Source organism: Microbacterium sp. OVT16B (assembly GCF_019969705.1).
Taxonomy (GTDB): Bacteria; Actinomycetota; Actinomycetes; order Actinomycetales; family Microbacteriaceae; genus Microbacterium; species Microbacterium natoriense.
Genome location: NZ_JAHXZA010000001.1, coordinates 3,294,422 through 3,307,410, shown reverse-complemented (window position 1 = coordinate 3,307,410; position 12,989 = coordinate 3,294,422). Strand labels below are relative to the sequence as shown.

At 68.8% G+C, this 12,989-nt stretch carries 17 protein-coding genes; 9 read left to right on the top strand and 8 right to left on the bottom strand.

All coding sequences use genetic code 11. From position 1 onward, the window contains the following. Positions 1-46 precede the first annotated feature (46 nt). Together LC438_RS15675 and LC438_RS15670 are read right to left on the bottom strand one after the other, a co-directional pair. Positions 47-694 (bottom strand): LysE family translocator, encoded by a 648-nt coding sequence (locus LC438_RS15675; protein ID WP_223587127.1) that lies wholly within the window; start codon positions 692-694, stop codon positions 47-49. A gap of 77 nt (positions 695-771) precedes the next feature. Next, entirely contained in the window at positions 772-1,164 is a 393-nt protein-coding gene (locus tag LC438_RS15670) for a nuclear transport factor 2 family protein (RefSeq protein WP_223587126.1), read from the bottom strand. 87 nt (positions 1,165-1,251) lie between these two features. Here LC438_RS15670 and LC438_RS15665 point away from each other — a divergent pair, with 87 nt between their 5' ends. After that, on the top strand, positions 1,252-1,632 hold the full coding sequence (locus tag LC438_RS15665) for a helix-turn-helix domain-containing protein (protein ID WP_105674795.1): 381 nt from the start codon (positions 1,252-1,254) through the stop codon (positions 1,630-1,632). Positions 1,633-1,639: 7 nt separating this feature from the next. Here the strand turns inward: LC438_RS15665 and LC438_RS15660 are convergent, their stop codons facing one another. From LC438_RS15660 to LC438_RS15640, 5 genes are all read right to left on the bottom strand, one after another. After that, a complete protein-coding gene (locus tag LC438_RS15660) occupies positions 1,640-2,395 on the bottom strand; it encodes an SDR family oxidoreductase (RefSeq protein WP_223587125.1) in 756 nt (251 codons plus the stop codon). Positions 2,396-2,497: 102 nt separating this feature from the next. Continuing rightward, entirely contained in the window at positions 2,498-3,424 is a 927-nt protein-coding gene (locus LC438_RS15655) for a nucleotidyl transferase AbiEii/AbiGii toxin family protein (RefSeq protein WP_223587124.1), read from the bottom strand. After that, positions 3,421-4,452 carry a type IV toxin-antitoxin system AbiEi family antitoxin domain-containing protein gene (locus LC438_RS15650; protein WP_223587123.1) on the bottom strand — a complete coding sequence of 344 codons (1,032 nt, stop codon included), beginning with the start codon at positions 4,450-4,452 and terminating at the stop codon, positions 3,421-3,423. The genes LC438_RS15655 and LC438_RS15650 overlap by 4 nt, the downstream gene beginning before the upstream one ends. A 61-nt stretch (positions 4,453-4,513) precedes the next feature. Beyond that, positions 4,514-4,831, bottom strand: a complete 318-nt coding sequence (locus tag LC438_RS15645; RefSeq protein ID WP_223587122.1) for a hypothetical protein — start codon at positions 4,829-4,831, stop codon at positions 4,514-4,516. Positions 4,832-4,893: 62 nt separating this feature from the next. Continuing rightward, a complete protein-coding gene (locus LC438_RS15640; protein ID WP_223587121.1) occupies positions 4,894-5,775 on the bottom strand; it encodes an RNA polymerase sigma-70 factor in 882 nt (293 codons plus the stop codon). A gap of 126 nt (positions 5,776-5,901) precedes the next feature. On the opposite strand from LC438_RS15640, the gene LC438_RS15635 reads away from it, so the two are divergent. Then, positions 5,902-7,194 (top strand): aminotransferase class V-fold PLP-dependent enzyme, encoded by a 1,293-nt coding sequence (locus tag LC438_RS15635; protein ID WP_223587120.1) that lies wholly within the window; start codon positions 5,902-5,904, stop codon positions 7,192-7,194. Beyond that, complete coding sequence (gene sufU, locus LC438_RS15630; protein WP_105674785.1) at positions 7,191-7,625, top strand: Fe-S cluster assembly sulfur transfer protein SufU; 435 nt, start codon at positions 7,191-7,193, stop codon at positions 7,623-7,625. Before LC438_RS15635 ends, sufU begins: the two co-directional genes overlap by 4 nt. Positions 7,626-7,692: 67 nt before the next feature. On the opposite strand, the gene LC438_RS15625 is transcribed toward sufU, so the two are convergent. Further along, on the bottom strand, positions 7,693-8,043 hold the full coding sequence (locus LC438_RS15625; RefSeq protein WP_223587119.1) for a hypothetical protein: 351 nt from the start codon (positions 8,041-8,043) through the stop codon (positions 7,693-7,695). 254 nt (positions 8,044-8,297) lie between these two features. On the opposite strand from LC438_RS15625, the gene LC438_RS15620 reads away from it, so the two are divergent. The 6 genes from LC438_RS15620 (at position 8,298) to LC438_RS15595 (ending at position 12,980) form a co-directional block, all read left to right on the top strand. Next, positions 8,298-9,536, top strand: a complete 1,239-nt coding sequence (locus tag LC438_RS15620; RefSeq protein WP_219844609.1) for a low temperature requirement protein A — start codon at positions 8,298-8,300, stop codon at positions 9,534-9,536. Positions 9,537-9,688: 152 nt separating this feature from the next. Next, positions 9,689-10,213 (top strand): hypothetical protein, encoded by a 525-nt coding sequence (locus LC438_RS15615; RefSeq protein WP_105674782.1) that lies wholly within the window; start codon positions 9,689-9,691, stop codon positions 10,211-10,213. Positions 10,214-10,269: 56 nt separating this feature from the next. Continuing rightward, the gene (locus LC438_RS15610; RefSeq protein ID WP_223587118.1) at positions 10,270-11,199 is read left to right on the top strand and encodes a GNAT family N-acetyltransferase; all 930 of its coding nucleotides are present in this window, start codon (positions 10,270-10,272) and stop codon (positions 11,197-11,199) included. 38 nt (positions 11,200-11,237) lie between these two features. Continuing rightward, a complete protein-coding gene (locus LC438_RS15605; RefSeq protein WP_105674778.1) occupies positions 11,238-11,879 on the top strand; it encodes an NADPH-dependent F420 reductase in 642 nt (213 codons plus the stop codon). A 131-nt stretch (positions 11,880-12,010) separates the two neighbouring features. After that, a complete protein-coding gene (locus tag LC438_RS15600) occupies positions 12,011-12,667 on the top strand; it encodes a GntR family transcriptional regulator (protein ID WP_223587117.1) in 657 nt (218 codons plus the stop codon). Between the two features lie 103 nt (positions 12,668-12,770). Then, positions 12,771-12,980 (top strand): heavy-metal-associated domain-containing protein, encoded by a 210-nt coding sequence (locus LC438_RS15595; protein ID WP_181155899.1) that lies wholly within the window; start codon positions 12,771-12,773, stop codon positions 12,978-12,980. The last annotated feature ends 9 nt before the right edge of the window (positions 12,981-12,989 follow it).

The following is a 12,989-nucleotide window of genomic DNA, read 5'->3' as shown; positions in this document are numbered from 1 at the left end:
GTCATAAATCGTCGCACGCCGACGGCGACGACGAGGACGCGAGCGCTCAGGCGGTCGCGGGCTTCTCGCTCCACACCAGGAGGAAGGCCCCGAGGGCGATCATGAGGCCGCCTCCCGTGGCGCCCATCGCCTCGAGGCGGCGCGGAGAACGGCCGAACCAGTCGCGGGCCGCGCTCGCGAGCAGCACCCAGATCGCATCGCAGGAGACCCCGATCGCGACGGTGATCGCACCGAGCACGAAGAGCTGGAGAGGCACCGAGCCCGTGTGCAGATCGACGAACTGCGGAAGGATCGCGAGGAAGAACGCGATCGACTTGGGGTTGCTCACGCCGACCACGAAGCCCTCGACGAGCACGCGGATCCCCGACCTCCGCGGCTGCACGCCGGTGATGGCGCCCGCCGCATCCTTCCGGTGCCTGATCGCCTGGATGCCGAGGAAGACGAGGTAGCCGGCGCCGAGCATCTTGACGATCGTGAACAGCACGACCGACTGGGCGATGATCGTCCCGACTCCGAGAGCGACGGCGCCGACCAGGAGCAGCGACCCGAGCGCGGTGCCCAGGATGCTGAGGAAGCCGCCGAGACGGCCGAGCGCCATCGCGCGTCCGATCGTGAACAGCACCGTGGGCCCAGGGATCACGACCATGATGAACGCCGCGATGATGAAGCTCGTGAGGGTCTCGGCACTGAACATGAGGAGAGCCTAGAGCCTCTCGTGTCGTTCCGTGGCGGGGGAGAGTCCGGGCGGCCCGATCGGCCGCCCGGACTCGGTCAGGCTGCGTCCCAGAAGCGGTCTTCCGCCGCCTGGTCCTCACTGATCAACCACACCTCGACGATCCGGTCGCCCGCGACGCGGAACACGTCGACGCCGTGCTGATCGAGGTCGTCCTGCCCGTCGCGTCGCGCGCGGAACCGCACGGTCATGGAGACGAGGTCGCCGCTCTCCGTCACCGATTCCGGCTCCAGGGCGAACGTCCCGCCGCTGAGCTGCATGAACCGGCCCAGGTGGGCGACGATGGCCGCGGGACCGACGTGATCTCCCGACAGCTGGTTCGATCCCGGCTGATGCCACACGGCATCCGCCCCGAAGGTCGCCGCGAGCGCCTCCATGTCTCCGGCGGCCATGGCCGCTCCATACTGTCCGACGACGTCGATTGCCGACATGATGAACCTCCCTGTGGCCCGTTACTCTGGGCATCCAGCTTCTCCAGCGAGGGCTGGTCACCTCAACGTCACCGAACGGAGCGGCGGATGCCCACCGACTGGACCGTCTTCTCGGCCCGATGCCCCTCTCGCACCTCGCTCGCGCGCATCGCCAACAAGTGGACGGCCATGATCGTCGTGCTCCTGCACGAGCAGCCGCTGCGGTTCGGCGAGCTTCATCGACGGGTCGAGGGCATCGCGAAGAAGGTGCTCGTCGATACGCTGCGGGCGCTGGAGCGCGACGGGATGATCGAGCGGACGACCGACGACGACGGCCACGTCCGCTACGCGCTCACCCCGCTGGGCGCGACCCTCCACGAGCCGCTGCAGGCGCTGCAGGTGTGGGCGGAGTCGCACGTCGACGACGTGCTCGCGGCGCAGGACCGCTACGACGAAGCGGTCGACGAGCGGGTGCTCGGCGACCGCTGAGCCGCGATCAGCGCGGCGGGTTCTCCGGCAGCCACTCCGCGAGCGTCGTCGGGAAGATCTGCGCGCCTTCGACGGGGAGCAGGGTGCGCTCCTCGATGTGCGCCCCGAAGTACTGTGCTTCCGGATCCTGCACGACGACGCGGTCGTCTCCGCGGAACGCGAGCCCTCGACGGATGAACTCGTCCATCGGGAACACCTCGGGACCCGCGATCTCGATGCCGCCGTTCAACGGGGCTCCGACGGCGGTGCGGGCGACGGCCGTCGCGACGTCGTCCGCCGCGATGGGCTGGATCAGCGCGCCGGGCAGCCGCACCTCGGCGCCCGCCGCGACGGTGGCCGCGATGCTGCCGATGAACTCGAAGAACTGCGTCGCGTGCACGAACGAGTACGGGACCCCCGATTCGGCGATGAGGGCCTCCTGCGCCGCCTTCGCGTGGAAGTAGTCGATGTCCTGCGGACGGTCGGTGCCGACGATGGTCAGGGCGACGTGGTGGCCGACCCCCGCGGTCTTCTCCGCGGCGAGAAGGTTCGCCGTCGAGGTCGTGAAGAACTCCCGCACCGCATCCTTCTCGAACGACGGGGAGTTCGTGACGTCGACGACCACATCGGCGCCGTCCAGCGCCTCGGCGAGCCCCTCGCCGGTGATCGAGTCGACACCGGTGCCCGGCGAGGCGGCAACCGCCTCGTGGCCGTGCGCGGTGAGCTTCGAGACGACCTTGGACCCGATGAGTCCTGTGCCCCCGATGACGACGATCTTTGCCATGTCCAGCCTTTCTCTGCGGCGCACCGAATGGTGCGCTCCCCAGCTGTGACCGGATGCCGCTCGCGGGTGTGACAGGTTCGGGACTCTGCCGGGCTTTCGTGGTTACCGGATCGGTGCAGACCCCGTCCAGGCGCTGGCGTCGGGCGACCACGTGCGGTTGAGCGCGCTCCGATCGCACGCAGGGGCCAGGAGGGAAGTCGTCAGTTCGACGGCGCCGCTGAACGTGAGAACGTCGCCGCACGCGGGGACCCGGCGAGCCTCTGCCGGGTAGAGGCGTTCCCACTCGGTGGGCGGGGAGAAGACCGGCTGTCCGGGGAGGCCTCGGTGCGCCCATTCCGCGGCGATGGCCTCGATGAGCGCGGCGCCGTCGATGTGCTGGGTTCGAGCGAACACCACGAGGTCGACGAGGTCGCGCACTCGGCTGGAGGGGCGGTCGCCGGCCACGCCATACATGCTCTGGGTGGCGCAGAGCTTGTCGGCGATGTGATCGACCACGGGGTACAGCCGCACGTGAGCCGGCGGAATGGCGGGAACGAGTCCAGGCCCGGCCCGGATGTCGGGTTCTGCGGTCATCAGTGAGCCTGTGACCAGGTCGACGCTGAAATGCTCACGGCGTCGGACGCCGCAGTACGCGTCGATGGAGATCTTGGATCCGTTCACCGCGGGCTGCGCGGTGCCAGCCCCAGCCGCGCGGGCTCCGGTGACCACAAACCGGAAGTGGTCATGCAGATCGATCTCGACGGCTTTGCGCAGGTTCGCAACTGCAGCGTCGAGGTCGGATAGCTCGGCGAGCAGATCGACATCCTTCGTCGCACGCGCGTCATGCACGCGCGCCAGTACGGCGTTGCCGCCCTTGAGGACCCATTCGTGGCCGGGCAGGGCGAACACTCGCGCGAGAAAGCGGTCGACAACGAATCGCCTGAGTATCGCTCCCGGTGCAGCACCTGATGCCTGGGCTTCTGCCTGTGCGCGCGCAGTGACGGACTTCCAGAGCGCGTTGCCGTCCCGATAGGAGAGGTCGGCCGTCACGGGGATGGCTCCCCATCGCCGATGGTCGTCTGCTGTGCTGACGGAGGGCGCGAGTCGGTCGGTACGTAACGGATGACTTCGGGGAGCCATGCGGGCACGCTCTCGCTGAGCGCAGTGCGGAATACCTCGGTGTCGACGGGGATCGGGAGCTTCGTGGCCGCGATGATCGCGGCTACGTCGACCTTCGGGAGCACGCCGTCAGGAAGCCGAGGGAACACGGCGTCTCTCGTGAACTCCGCGAGTGCCGCAGGGTTCAGGGAATCGAGGATGTTCTTCGGGACGTCGAGAGTTGAGACGGCCTCGATGATGCTCCGGATCGCACTGAGCTGACCGGCGGTGACGAGAGCCTTCCCGAGGTCGCTTGCAGCGAGCTCTTTCGCCAGTGCCGCCCCGCTCAGCCCCACCAGGTCGAGAAGGTGCTCCAGCAGCGCGGTACCCGTCGGCTGTTGGTTCCTGGAGGCGAGCGGCTCGAGCGCGATCGCCATGTCCTGCCGTGACGCGAGCCCCTGCCGGAGCACATCGCCGGCGATCTCCGCGACGTGGGAGGGGTCGCGCCCGTCCGCGAGAAGATCCGCGACGGTGCGTGCCGGCGTCGTCGCGGGGAGTCCCTCCACGAACGTCACCTCACCGGCATCGAGAGTGCCGCGATGCAGGCGGATGCCTCGGCGGCTCTGCTTCCTGCCGGGGGTCGTGATCTCGGGTTCGTCGTCCAGCAGATCCCCGATCCCGTGGAGGGCCGCCGCTGAGGTGTGCGAGATCACCCCCGATCCGAGAGGGTCGGCAAGCCGCTTCTCCGCCAGCTCCGAAGGATCCAGAGAGAGCCAGGCCGTGCGCAGGGCAGTGCGTTCGTCTACCGCTGATGGCACCGCGTAGATTCCCCGGTCGACGCGCACGATCACGCCCGCCTCGGCGAGACGGGTGAGCTGAAGTCGTGTGATGCCCTCGGCCTCGGCCTGGGCGGTGGTGAGCATCCCCCACTGGCGAGCTGCCAGTTCTGACACTCGCGCTGCAACGCTCACCGTCTTCATGACTGCGATTGTATCACTCAGGTGATACTTGTGAAGTATTTGATGGAGGTCTCGAAGTCTGTCAGCGGTTCCAATGGCGCAGTTTGTCCGGATTGCGCACTGACCACGCAGCCGTGATGAGGCGTCGATGAACCGACACGCTCAGCGTCGCCACGACCTGCCCGCGCTGGAGGATCGTGAGACCTGGCGCACCGTTCATACTCACGATCGCAACCTCCGAGGGGGCGGAGGCGAGCGCGATCGCGACCGCGTCGCGACCGCGGAGCTCTCGGCTCTCCACTGCCGCCCCGCCGTCGATCACCAGGCGAGAGGCAGGAGCGAGCAGCATCCGCATCGCCGTCGCGTCGCCGTCACCGATAGCCGCCGCCAAGTTCTGCATCAACTCGGCATCCGGTGAGTCCCGGGTGCGACGCCGCCACCACGCCGGCATCCGCCGAGACGTCATGCCCTGGTCGGCTCCGCGTTGCGGAGCTTGTCGGGGGCCATGACCCAGAGCAGCTGCTCGATGCCATCGGGGCCCGCCGTGATCGTCACGAGGGTGGTGACATCGCCGTCGACGGCGAGGGTGGCGGCAGGCTGGCCGTTTACCTCGACCCAGCCGACCTGCTTGCCGGTCCAGAAGTGCCCGGAGAACGCGGCGATGAACGCCGCCACCCTGCTGCGTCCCGCGATGGGGATGCGTGCGGCGAGCTTCGCGCCGTTGCCGTCGGTGCGGCTCACGACGTCTTCCGCGAGAAGGCTCTCCAGCGCGTCCACGTCGCCGCGCTGGGCGGCCGTGACGAAGGCCTCCAGCAGGCGGCGCTGCTCGTGCGCGCTCGCCGTCGTCCTCCGGGCGGAGGAGAGGTGGGCGCGCGCCCTGCTCACCAGCTGACGCGCGTTGACGGCCGTCGTCGCGAGGATCTCCGCGATGCGCGGATACGGGTAGTCGAACGCCTCCCGCAGCACATAGGCCGCTCGCTCGGTCGGGCTGAGCTTCTCGAGCAGGATCAGCACGGCGTACTGCAGCGCCTCGCCCGTCTCGGCCCCGAGAGTCGGGTCGTCGTCCGTGTTCACCGGTTCGGGCAGCCACGGTCCGATGTACGTCTCCCGACGCGCGTGCGCCGACTGCAGGGCGTTGATCGAGAGCCTGGTGATGATCGTCGCGAGGAACGCCCCCGGCTCCCGGATGCCGGAGCGATCGGCGCCCTGCCAGCGGATCCAGGTCTCCTGCACCATATCCTCGGCGTCGGCCACCGTCCCCAGCATCCGATACGCGATGCCGAACAGTCGCCGTCGCTGGGCGTCGAACACGGTGACGGCCTCGTCCAGATCGCCCTCCGCCATCGCCCCTCGTTTCGTCGATCCAGGGTACGCCCGCCGGTCGTGCGCACTCCTCGTCAGCTCTGACCGGATACTCCCGGCATCCGTGACACGACCCTCGCACACAGCGCCAGGTGAGAAGCTAGAAGGATGACCGGATCGATCGCCCCGTTGACCGAGGCCGAGGTGCAGCGTCTGCGCTCCGACTTCCCGATTCTGCAGTCCGAGGTGAACGGGCACCCGCTCGCCTACCTCGACTCCGGAGCGACCTCGCAACGGCCGTTCGCGGTGCTCGACGCGGAGCGCGAGTTCGCGTCGACCATGAACTCCGCCGTGCACCGCGGCGCGCACACCCTCGCGGCCGAGGCGACGGAGCTGTTCGAAGACGCCCGCGCCACCGTGGCCCGGTTCGTCGGGGCCTCCGACGACGAGATCGTGTGGACCTCCAACGCCACCGAGGCGATCAACCTCGTCGCGTACTCGATCTCGAACGCCTCGCTCGGACGCGGGGGAGCGGCCGCGGAGCGCGTGCGCCTGCGGGCGGGCGATGAGATCGTCACGACCGAGATGGAGCACCACGCCAACCTCATCCCGTGGCAGGAGCTCGCCGCGCGCACGGGAGCGACGCTCAAGGTCGTCCCGCTCGACGACGACGGCGCGCTGCGGCTCGATGTCGCCGCCGAGCTCATCACCGAGCGCACGAGGATCGTCGCCTTCACACACGTCTCGAACGTGCTCGGCGTGATCAACCCCGTGGACAGGCTCGTCGTGCTCGCCAGGGCCGTCGGCGCGCTCGTGCTCCTCGACGCCTGCCAGTCGGCGCCCCACCTGCCGCTCGACGTGAAGGCGCTCGACGTCGACTTCGCCGTGCTCTCCGGGCACAAGATGCTCGGGCCGACCGGCATCGGCGCGCTGTACGGACGTCGGGAGCTGCTGGAGGCCATGCCCCCGTTCCTCACCGGCGGCTCCATGATCACGACGGTCACGACGACCGAGGCCGAGTACCTGCCGCCGCCGCAGCGCTTCGAGGCCGGCACGCAGCGCGTCTCGCAGGCGATCGCGCTCGCCGCGGCCGTCGACTACCTCTCCGAGGTGGGCATGGATCGCATCGCCGCGCACGAGGCCGCCTTCGGTGCGCGTCTCGTCGAGGGGCTGAGCGCGATCGAGGGCGTGCGCGTCCTCGGCGCCGGGATCGACCTGCCGCGCGTGGGTCTCGCGAGCTTCGACGTGGCCGGCATCCACTCGCACGATGTCGGGCAGTACCTCGACGACCTCGGCATCGCGGTGCGCGTGGGCCACCACTGCGCGCAGCCGCTGCACCGCCGCCTCGGCATCACCTCGTCGACGAGGGCGAGCACCTATCTCTACACGACGGATGCCGAGATCGACGCCGTCATCGCGGGCGCGGCCGGCGCCATCGATTTCTTCCGGAGGGGCGCATGAGCGACCTGCAGAACCTGTACCAGGAGCTGATCCTCGACCATTCGCGCACCCCGCACGGCTTCGGGCTGCGCGGCGAGATCGCGGCGCAGTCGCACCAGCTCAACCCCACCTGCGGCGACGAGATCACCCTGCAGGTGCATCGGGCAGCCGACGGCTCGGTCGAGGCGATCGCCTGGGAGGGGCACGGCTGCGCGATCTCGCAGGCATCCGCGTCCCTGCTGTCCGAGCTCGCCGAGGGGCTGACGGTCGACGACCTGGAGACGCGCATCGCCTCCTTCCGCGAGGCGATGCGCTCCCGCGGAAAGATCCTCCCCGACGAGGAGCTGCTCGGCGACGCCGCGGCGCTCGGCGGCGTCTCGAAGTACGTCGCCAGGGTCAAGTGCGCGATGCTCGCCTGGGTCGCCGCGGAGGATGCACTCGCCAAGAGCTGAGGAGCCGGACATGATACGGGAGCCTCTTCCCCGGCACCGCATCGACGTCGCAGAGGGTGCGCGTTCGTCAGCGTGAGGGGTTGAGGTCGTACTCCGTGGTCTCGGTGTTCCATGCCACTGGTTCGTCGTCGAGCTGCACTGACCAGTCGGCGTCCGGGACGGCGCGCCTGGCGGCGGAAAGACCTCGTAGCAACTTCTTGACCGCACGCGGCGCTGTGAAGAGGTTGGACGGGAGCTTGCTCGAGCCGGAAAGCTCCCAGTCGTCGGTGCTCACGACGGTCTCGGGTTCTTCGTAGAACGCCAGCGGCTCGGTGCCGCTCGGCAGTGTCGCACCGTCGAATGCGGTGTTGAGAGCATGCGCTTCGTCGGGCGTGAGCGGGCGTTCACGGGCAAGCGAGTAGTAGACGGAAACGCCCATGTGTGTTCAATCCTCTTCTTCGTGGTCTCCTAAGACTGATGCTGGTCAGTCTGTGACCGATGGTAGTCAGGTAGTGGGTGGACGAGGGGGTGGCGATGCAGGCCAGTTCGCCTACCCGCGCCCTGCGGCGGACTGGACAGCGCGGCTCCGTGTGACCCGGCGTCCGGAGTCGCAGTATCGTGTTCCCACACACTGGGGCATCTGGGGGTTTCATCTTGTCCACACCGAGCTACTACCGACACGGTCTGAGGCGCATGACGGGGCGCGACTCCACCGAGTCGCATCGCGCGGCGACGCCGCTGGAGCTGCTGTTCGACCTCACCTTCGTCGCGGCCTTCGGCGTCGCGGGCAACGCGCTCGCATCGTCCATCGCTCACGGCGACATCCTCGCCGGGATCGGCGCGTTCGCGTTCGCGATGGTCGCGATCATCTGGGCCTGGATCAACTACTCCTGGTTCGCGTCGGCGTTCGACACGGACGACTGGCTGTTCCGCGTGCTCACGATGGTGCAGATGGCGGGAGTGATCGTGCTCGCGATCGGCCTGCCGACGATGTTCGCGTCGATCGAGCGCGGGCAGCCCGTGCAGAACGAGGTCATGGTCGCCGGCTACGTGGTGATGCGCGTCGCCGTGATCGCGCAGTGGCTCAGAGCGGCCCAGGGCAACCCGAAGTACCGCGCGGTCGCGAAGACCTACGCCGTGTCGATCGGCATCGCGCAGATCGGATGGGTGCTGCTGATCTTCCTCCCGCTCGATCCGCTGGGCTTCGTCCTCGCCGCGATCGTGGTGCTCGCGATCGACTGGTCGAGCCCGATCCTCGCGGAGGCGAAGGGCGCCCACTACGGGGGCGGAGCGACGCCGTGGCATCCGCACCACATCGCCGAGCGGTACGCCCTGCTCACGATCATCGCTCTCGGGGAGACGGTCTTCGGCACCCTCGCGGCGGCGCAGTCGATCACGGCGGCGGAGGGCTGGACGGTCTCGTCGATCATGGTCGTCGGCCTCGGCGTCCTGATGGCGTTCGCGCTGTGGTGGGTCTACTTCCTCGTGCCGAGCGCGCCCATCCTTGCGGTCCGCCGGTCGAAGGCTCTCGTATGGGGGTATGGGCACATCCTGCTGTTCGCGGCGATCGCCGCGGTCGGCGCGGGGCTGCACGTCATCGGCTACGTCTACGACGAGCACTACCACGTGAGCACCCTCGTCGCGATCTCCTCGATCGCGGTGCCCGTGCTGATCTTCATGGTCACGCTCTACCTGCTGCACGCCTGGCTGGTCTCCGCGATGCCGACGAACACTCCGCTGCAGGCGACGGTGATCGCTCTTCCCGTCGTCGCCGTGCTCCTCGCGGCCATCGGCTGGCCGCTGTGGGCGTGCCTGCTGGTCGTCGTGATCTCCCCGGTCACGATCGTGCTCTCCTTCGAACTGGGGGCGTGGCGCACGCTCGACGCGCAGCTCGCCGCGGTGGTGGAGGAGGGGGCTCGCGCGTCGAGCTGACGTCCGGAGCGCGCACGACAGCCACGTCACTCATCGCGAACGGGAGTGACTCCCGATGGGCACTCCTCCCCATCGACGCGGCGATCTTCTGAGCGGATGATGGGGCTCGGGCTCGCGATTCGTCGGGTCGTCACACGCATGAGGGGGAAGACATGAAGGAACGCGCACGAACGGCGAGGATCGTCGCCGCAGGGCTCGCGCTCGGAGGCATCCTGTCGCTGGGGATCGTGGCGCCGGCCTCGGCCAGCGAGATCAAGACGAGCTTCCGTGTGGAGACGACCTTCGAGAAGTCGCCGGACGGCAAGGCCACTGCGTGGGGATACCTCCAGTGGACGAGCGCGTACTCCTTCCGGGTCTACAACGCGGTCACCGACAACTGCCCGGTCCTGGGCAAGGGCGACGGTGAGAACGCGCAGCTCGACGCGAAGATCTTCTTCACCGACGGCACGAGCAAGAAGGTCAAGATCTCGTCCGACGACAACGGCTGCACCTTCTACACGCACGGAGGCGGTGGGTACACCGAGCCGCGCATCGTCGTGAAGTCGACGACGAAGCGGATCCGAGGCGTGGTGCTGATCCTCTCGGAGAAGAACGCCGATGGCGGGTACGCGGACTCCGTGACCAAGGGTGAGATGGTGGAGGTTCCCGCCATCGGGAACCCGCTCGTCAATCGGTAGCCGACGCCCGACCGGCACGGGGACCGAAGACGGCTGACAGACGACATGATGGAGTCATGTCGATCCAGCTCGCTCCTCTGCCCGCCGACCGGTTCGACGAGTGGAGGGCTGCTGCCGAGGCGCGGCTCGTGGAGCGCTCCCGGCGTTCGGGCTATCGGGTCGGAGCGGATGCCGTCGAGTACGCCGCGCGCGTGTTCGCGGAGGTGCTCCCCGAAGGCGTCGACTCGCCGGCCGCCCGCGTCCTCGTCATCACCGAGGGCGGTCGCGAGCTCGGCACGCTGTGGCTGGCGCTGGCGGGGGAGAAGCTCTTCGTCATCGAGCTCGCGGTCGAGGGCGCGTTCCTCGCCGACGAGCTGTTCGCGGAGATCGAGGTCATCGCTCGACAGCAGGGCGCCACACGGCTCAGCGTCGGGCTCTTCCCGCAGGACGCGGCCGGCCACGCACTCATCGCCGGGAGGGGCTTCACCCTCGCCTCGATCCAGATGGTCCTCGAACCCCTGCCAGTGCGCGCCGCGGAAGACGACGTCGTGGTCGCGCCCATGACGGCCGAGCGCTTCCCCGGATACGCGGAGGCCTCGGAGGCCGCGTTCGCCGGTGACCTCGTCGACTCCGGGCGCTACACCCCCGAGGAGGCGGTCGCCGAGTCCCATCGCCAGATGCAGCTCGAGCTCCCCGACGGGCTCGACTCGGCGGGCCAGTCGTTCTTCACGGCATCCGTCGACGGGGTCGAGGTCGGGGTCCTGTGGATCGGCGCGCGCCTGCGTGACGACCGCCCGCACGCCTTCGTGCTCGACATCGAGGTGGCGGCCGACCAGCGACGCAGGGGATACGGGCGGGCGCTCATGCTCGCCGTCGAGCGGGAGGCCCGGGCGTTCGGGGCCGACTCGGTCGGACTGCACGTCTTCGGCTTCAACACCGGTGCGATCGAGCTCTACGAGCGGCTGGGGTACCGACGCGTCGAGGAGTCGTATTTCCTTGATCTCTGAGACGGGAATACGTGGATGGGCGCGAGGTTTCCCCCTGCATGACAACTCTCGGAATCATCGGTGCAGGACACATCGGCAGTCAGATCGCGCGCGTCGCGGTGGCGCACGGGTACGACGTCGTGATCGCCAACTCGCGCGGACCTGAGACGCTGGCCGACCTCGTCGCGGAGCTCGGTCCGCGTGCGAAGGCCGGAACGGCGGTCGAAGCGGGCGAGGCGGGTGACGCGGTCGTCGTGACGGTGCCGCTGCGCGCCATCGACCAGATCCCCGTCGAGCCTCTCGCCGGCAAGGTCGTGCTCGACACCAACAACTACTACTTCGAGCGTGACGGGCGCATCGAGGCGCTCGACAAGGGTGAGACGACGACATCCGAGATCGTCCAGCGGCACCTGCCGACGTCCAAGGTCGTGAAGGCCTTCAACCACATCTTCGCGGCGGACATCACGTCCGATGGCGCTCCGGCGGGCTCGGAGAACCGTCGTGCGCTCGCCGTGGCCGGAGACGACGCGGAGGCGGTCGCCTTCGTCACGCGCTTCTACGACGAGATCGGATTCGACGCGGTGAACGTCGGTCCGCTCAGCGAGTCCTGGCGGGTCGAGCGCGACCGTCCGGCGTATGTCGTCCGGCAGAACGCCGATGAGCTGCGGGCGAACCTGGCGATCGCGAACCGCCTGCCCTGAGCGGGCGGCAGAGCGAAGGGGAGCGGATGCTGCGGCATCCGCTCCCCTTCTTCGTGTCCGCGTGGGTGATCCATGCGCACCGTTGGAATACCAGATTGCCGTCGCCTTCCGCATGGTGAGAGAATTCGAGCATGACGGAGGCGGGGGCCGGCGAGCTCGAGTCGGTGCGAGTGGCGAGCGTGCTGCGCGACGACATCATCCTGGGGCGGCGGGCGCCGGGATCACGGCTCGTGGAACGCGACATCGCCGCCGAGCTCGATGTCTCGCGGCTGCCCGTCCGCGAGGCGATCCGCGCTCTGGTCGCCGAGGGGATCGTCGTCTCGAGGCCGCGCAGATGGGCCGTGGTGCGCGAGTTCACCCACCAGGACATCCAGGAGTTCGGCGAGGTCCGCGAGGCCATCGAGACCCTGATCTTCGTCTTCGCGGCGCAACGCCACGACGACGAGGGGCTCTCCCGGCTGCGCGCCGCCTACGAGACCGAGCTCCTCGCGGCGCAGGCGGGCGATGCCGAGGCCGCCCGCATCGCGGCAGCGCACTTCCACGGCATCGCCGCCGACCTCGCGGGCAACTCGATGCTCGCCGAGCTCATCGGCGTCTTCGTCACGCGGCTGAGGTGGCTGTTCGGTCAGCACGACGACCTGCTGGCCATGGCCGAAGAGCACCGGGTCCTCCTCGACGCGGTGGCTGCGCGTGACGTCGAGGCTCTCCGGCGACTCGTTCCGGAGCATCTGGCGTCCGGCCAGGCGGCCGCAGAGGCGCGTCTCTCGAACGTCGCTTACGCGATCTGAGCTTTGCGGGAATAGCCGGTTCGGGCGTATCGTTGTCGATAGGCAGATACCCCTAGGGGGTATAGGTTCCGACCTTCGGGACACTGCCGAGAGGAAGCACATCATGAACACCACCACCTACGCCGTCACCGGGATGACCTGCGGACACTGCGAGGGCTCGGTGCGGAGCGAGGTCGCCAAGCTCGACGGAGTGACGGGCATCGAGGTCAGCGCCGCATCGGGCACGCTCGTCGTGACCTCCGATTCCGCGCTCGACGACGCGGCCGTCCTGGCCGCGGTCGACGAGGCCGGCTACCGCGCCGCGCGCGCCTGAGGGGCGATC

Coding starts and splice junctions, on each gene's coding strand:
- LC438_RS15660 (WP_223587125.1), bottom strand. CDS start 2,395: ATGGCAAAGATCGTCGTCATCGGGGGCACAGGACTCATCGGGTCCAAG.
- LC438_RS15645 (WP_223587122.1), bottom strand. CDS start 4,831: ATGCAGAACTTGGCGGCGGCTATCGGTGACGGCGACGCGACGGCGATG.
- LC438_RS15610 (WP_223587118.1), top strand. CDS start 10,270: ATGTCGATCCAGCTCGCTCCTCTGCCCGCCGACCGGTTCGACGAGTGG.
- LC438_RS15600 (WP_223587117.1), top strand. CDS start 12,011: ATGACGGAGGCGGGGGCCGGCGAGCTCGAGTCGGTGCGAGTGGCGAGC.
- LC438_RS15595 (WP_181155899.1), top strand. CDS start 12,771: ATGAACACCACCACCTACGCCGTCACCGGGATGACCTGCGGACACTGC.
- LC438_RS15650 (WP_223587123.1), bottom strand. CDS start 4,452: ATGAAGACGGTGAGCGTTGCAGCGCGAGTGTCAGAACTGGCAGCTCGC.
- LC438_RS15620 (WP_219844609.1), top strand. CDS start 8,298: ATGACGGGGCGCGACTCCACCGAGTCGCATCGCGCGGCGACGCCGCTG.
- LC438_RS15675 (WP_223587127.1), bottom strand. CDS start 694: ATGTTCAGTGCCGAGACCCTCACGAGCTTCATCATCGCGGCGTTCATC.
- sufU (WP_105674785.1), top strand. CDS start 7,191: ATGAGCGACCTGCAGAACCTGTACCAGGAGCTGATCCTCGACCATTCG.
- LC438_RS15615 (WP_105674782.1), top strand. CDS start 9,689: ATGAAGGAACGCGCACGAACGGCGAGGATCGTCGCCGCAGGGCTCGCG.
- LC438_RS15640 (WP_223587121.1), bottom strand. CDS start 5,775: ATGGCGGAGGGCGATCTGGACGAGGCCGTCACCGTGTTCGACGCCCAG.
- LC438_RS15625 (WP_223587119.1), bottom strand. CDS start 8,043: ATGGGCGTTTCCGTCTACTACTCGCTTGCCCGTGAACGCCCGCTCACG.
- LC438_RS15635 (WP_223587120.1), top strand. CDS start 5,902: ATGACCGGATCGATCGCCCCGTTGACCGAGGCCGAGGTGCAGCGTCTG.
- LC438_RS15605 (WP_105674778.1), top strand. CDS start 11,238: ATGACAACTCTCGGAATCATCGGTGCAGGACACATCGGCAGTCAGATC.
- LC438_RS15670 (WP_223587126.1), bottom strand. CDS start 1,164: ATGTCGGCAATCGACGTCGTCGGACAGTATGGAGCGGCCATGGCCGCC.
- LC438_RS15665 (WP_105674795.1), top strand. CDS start 1,252: ATGCCCACCGACTGGACCGTCTTCTCGGCCCGATGCCCCTCTCGCACC.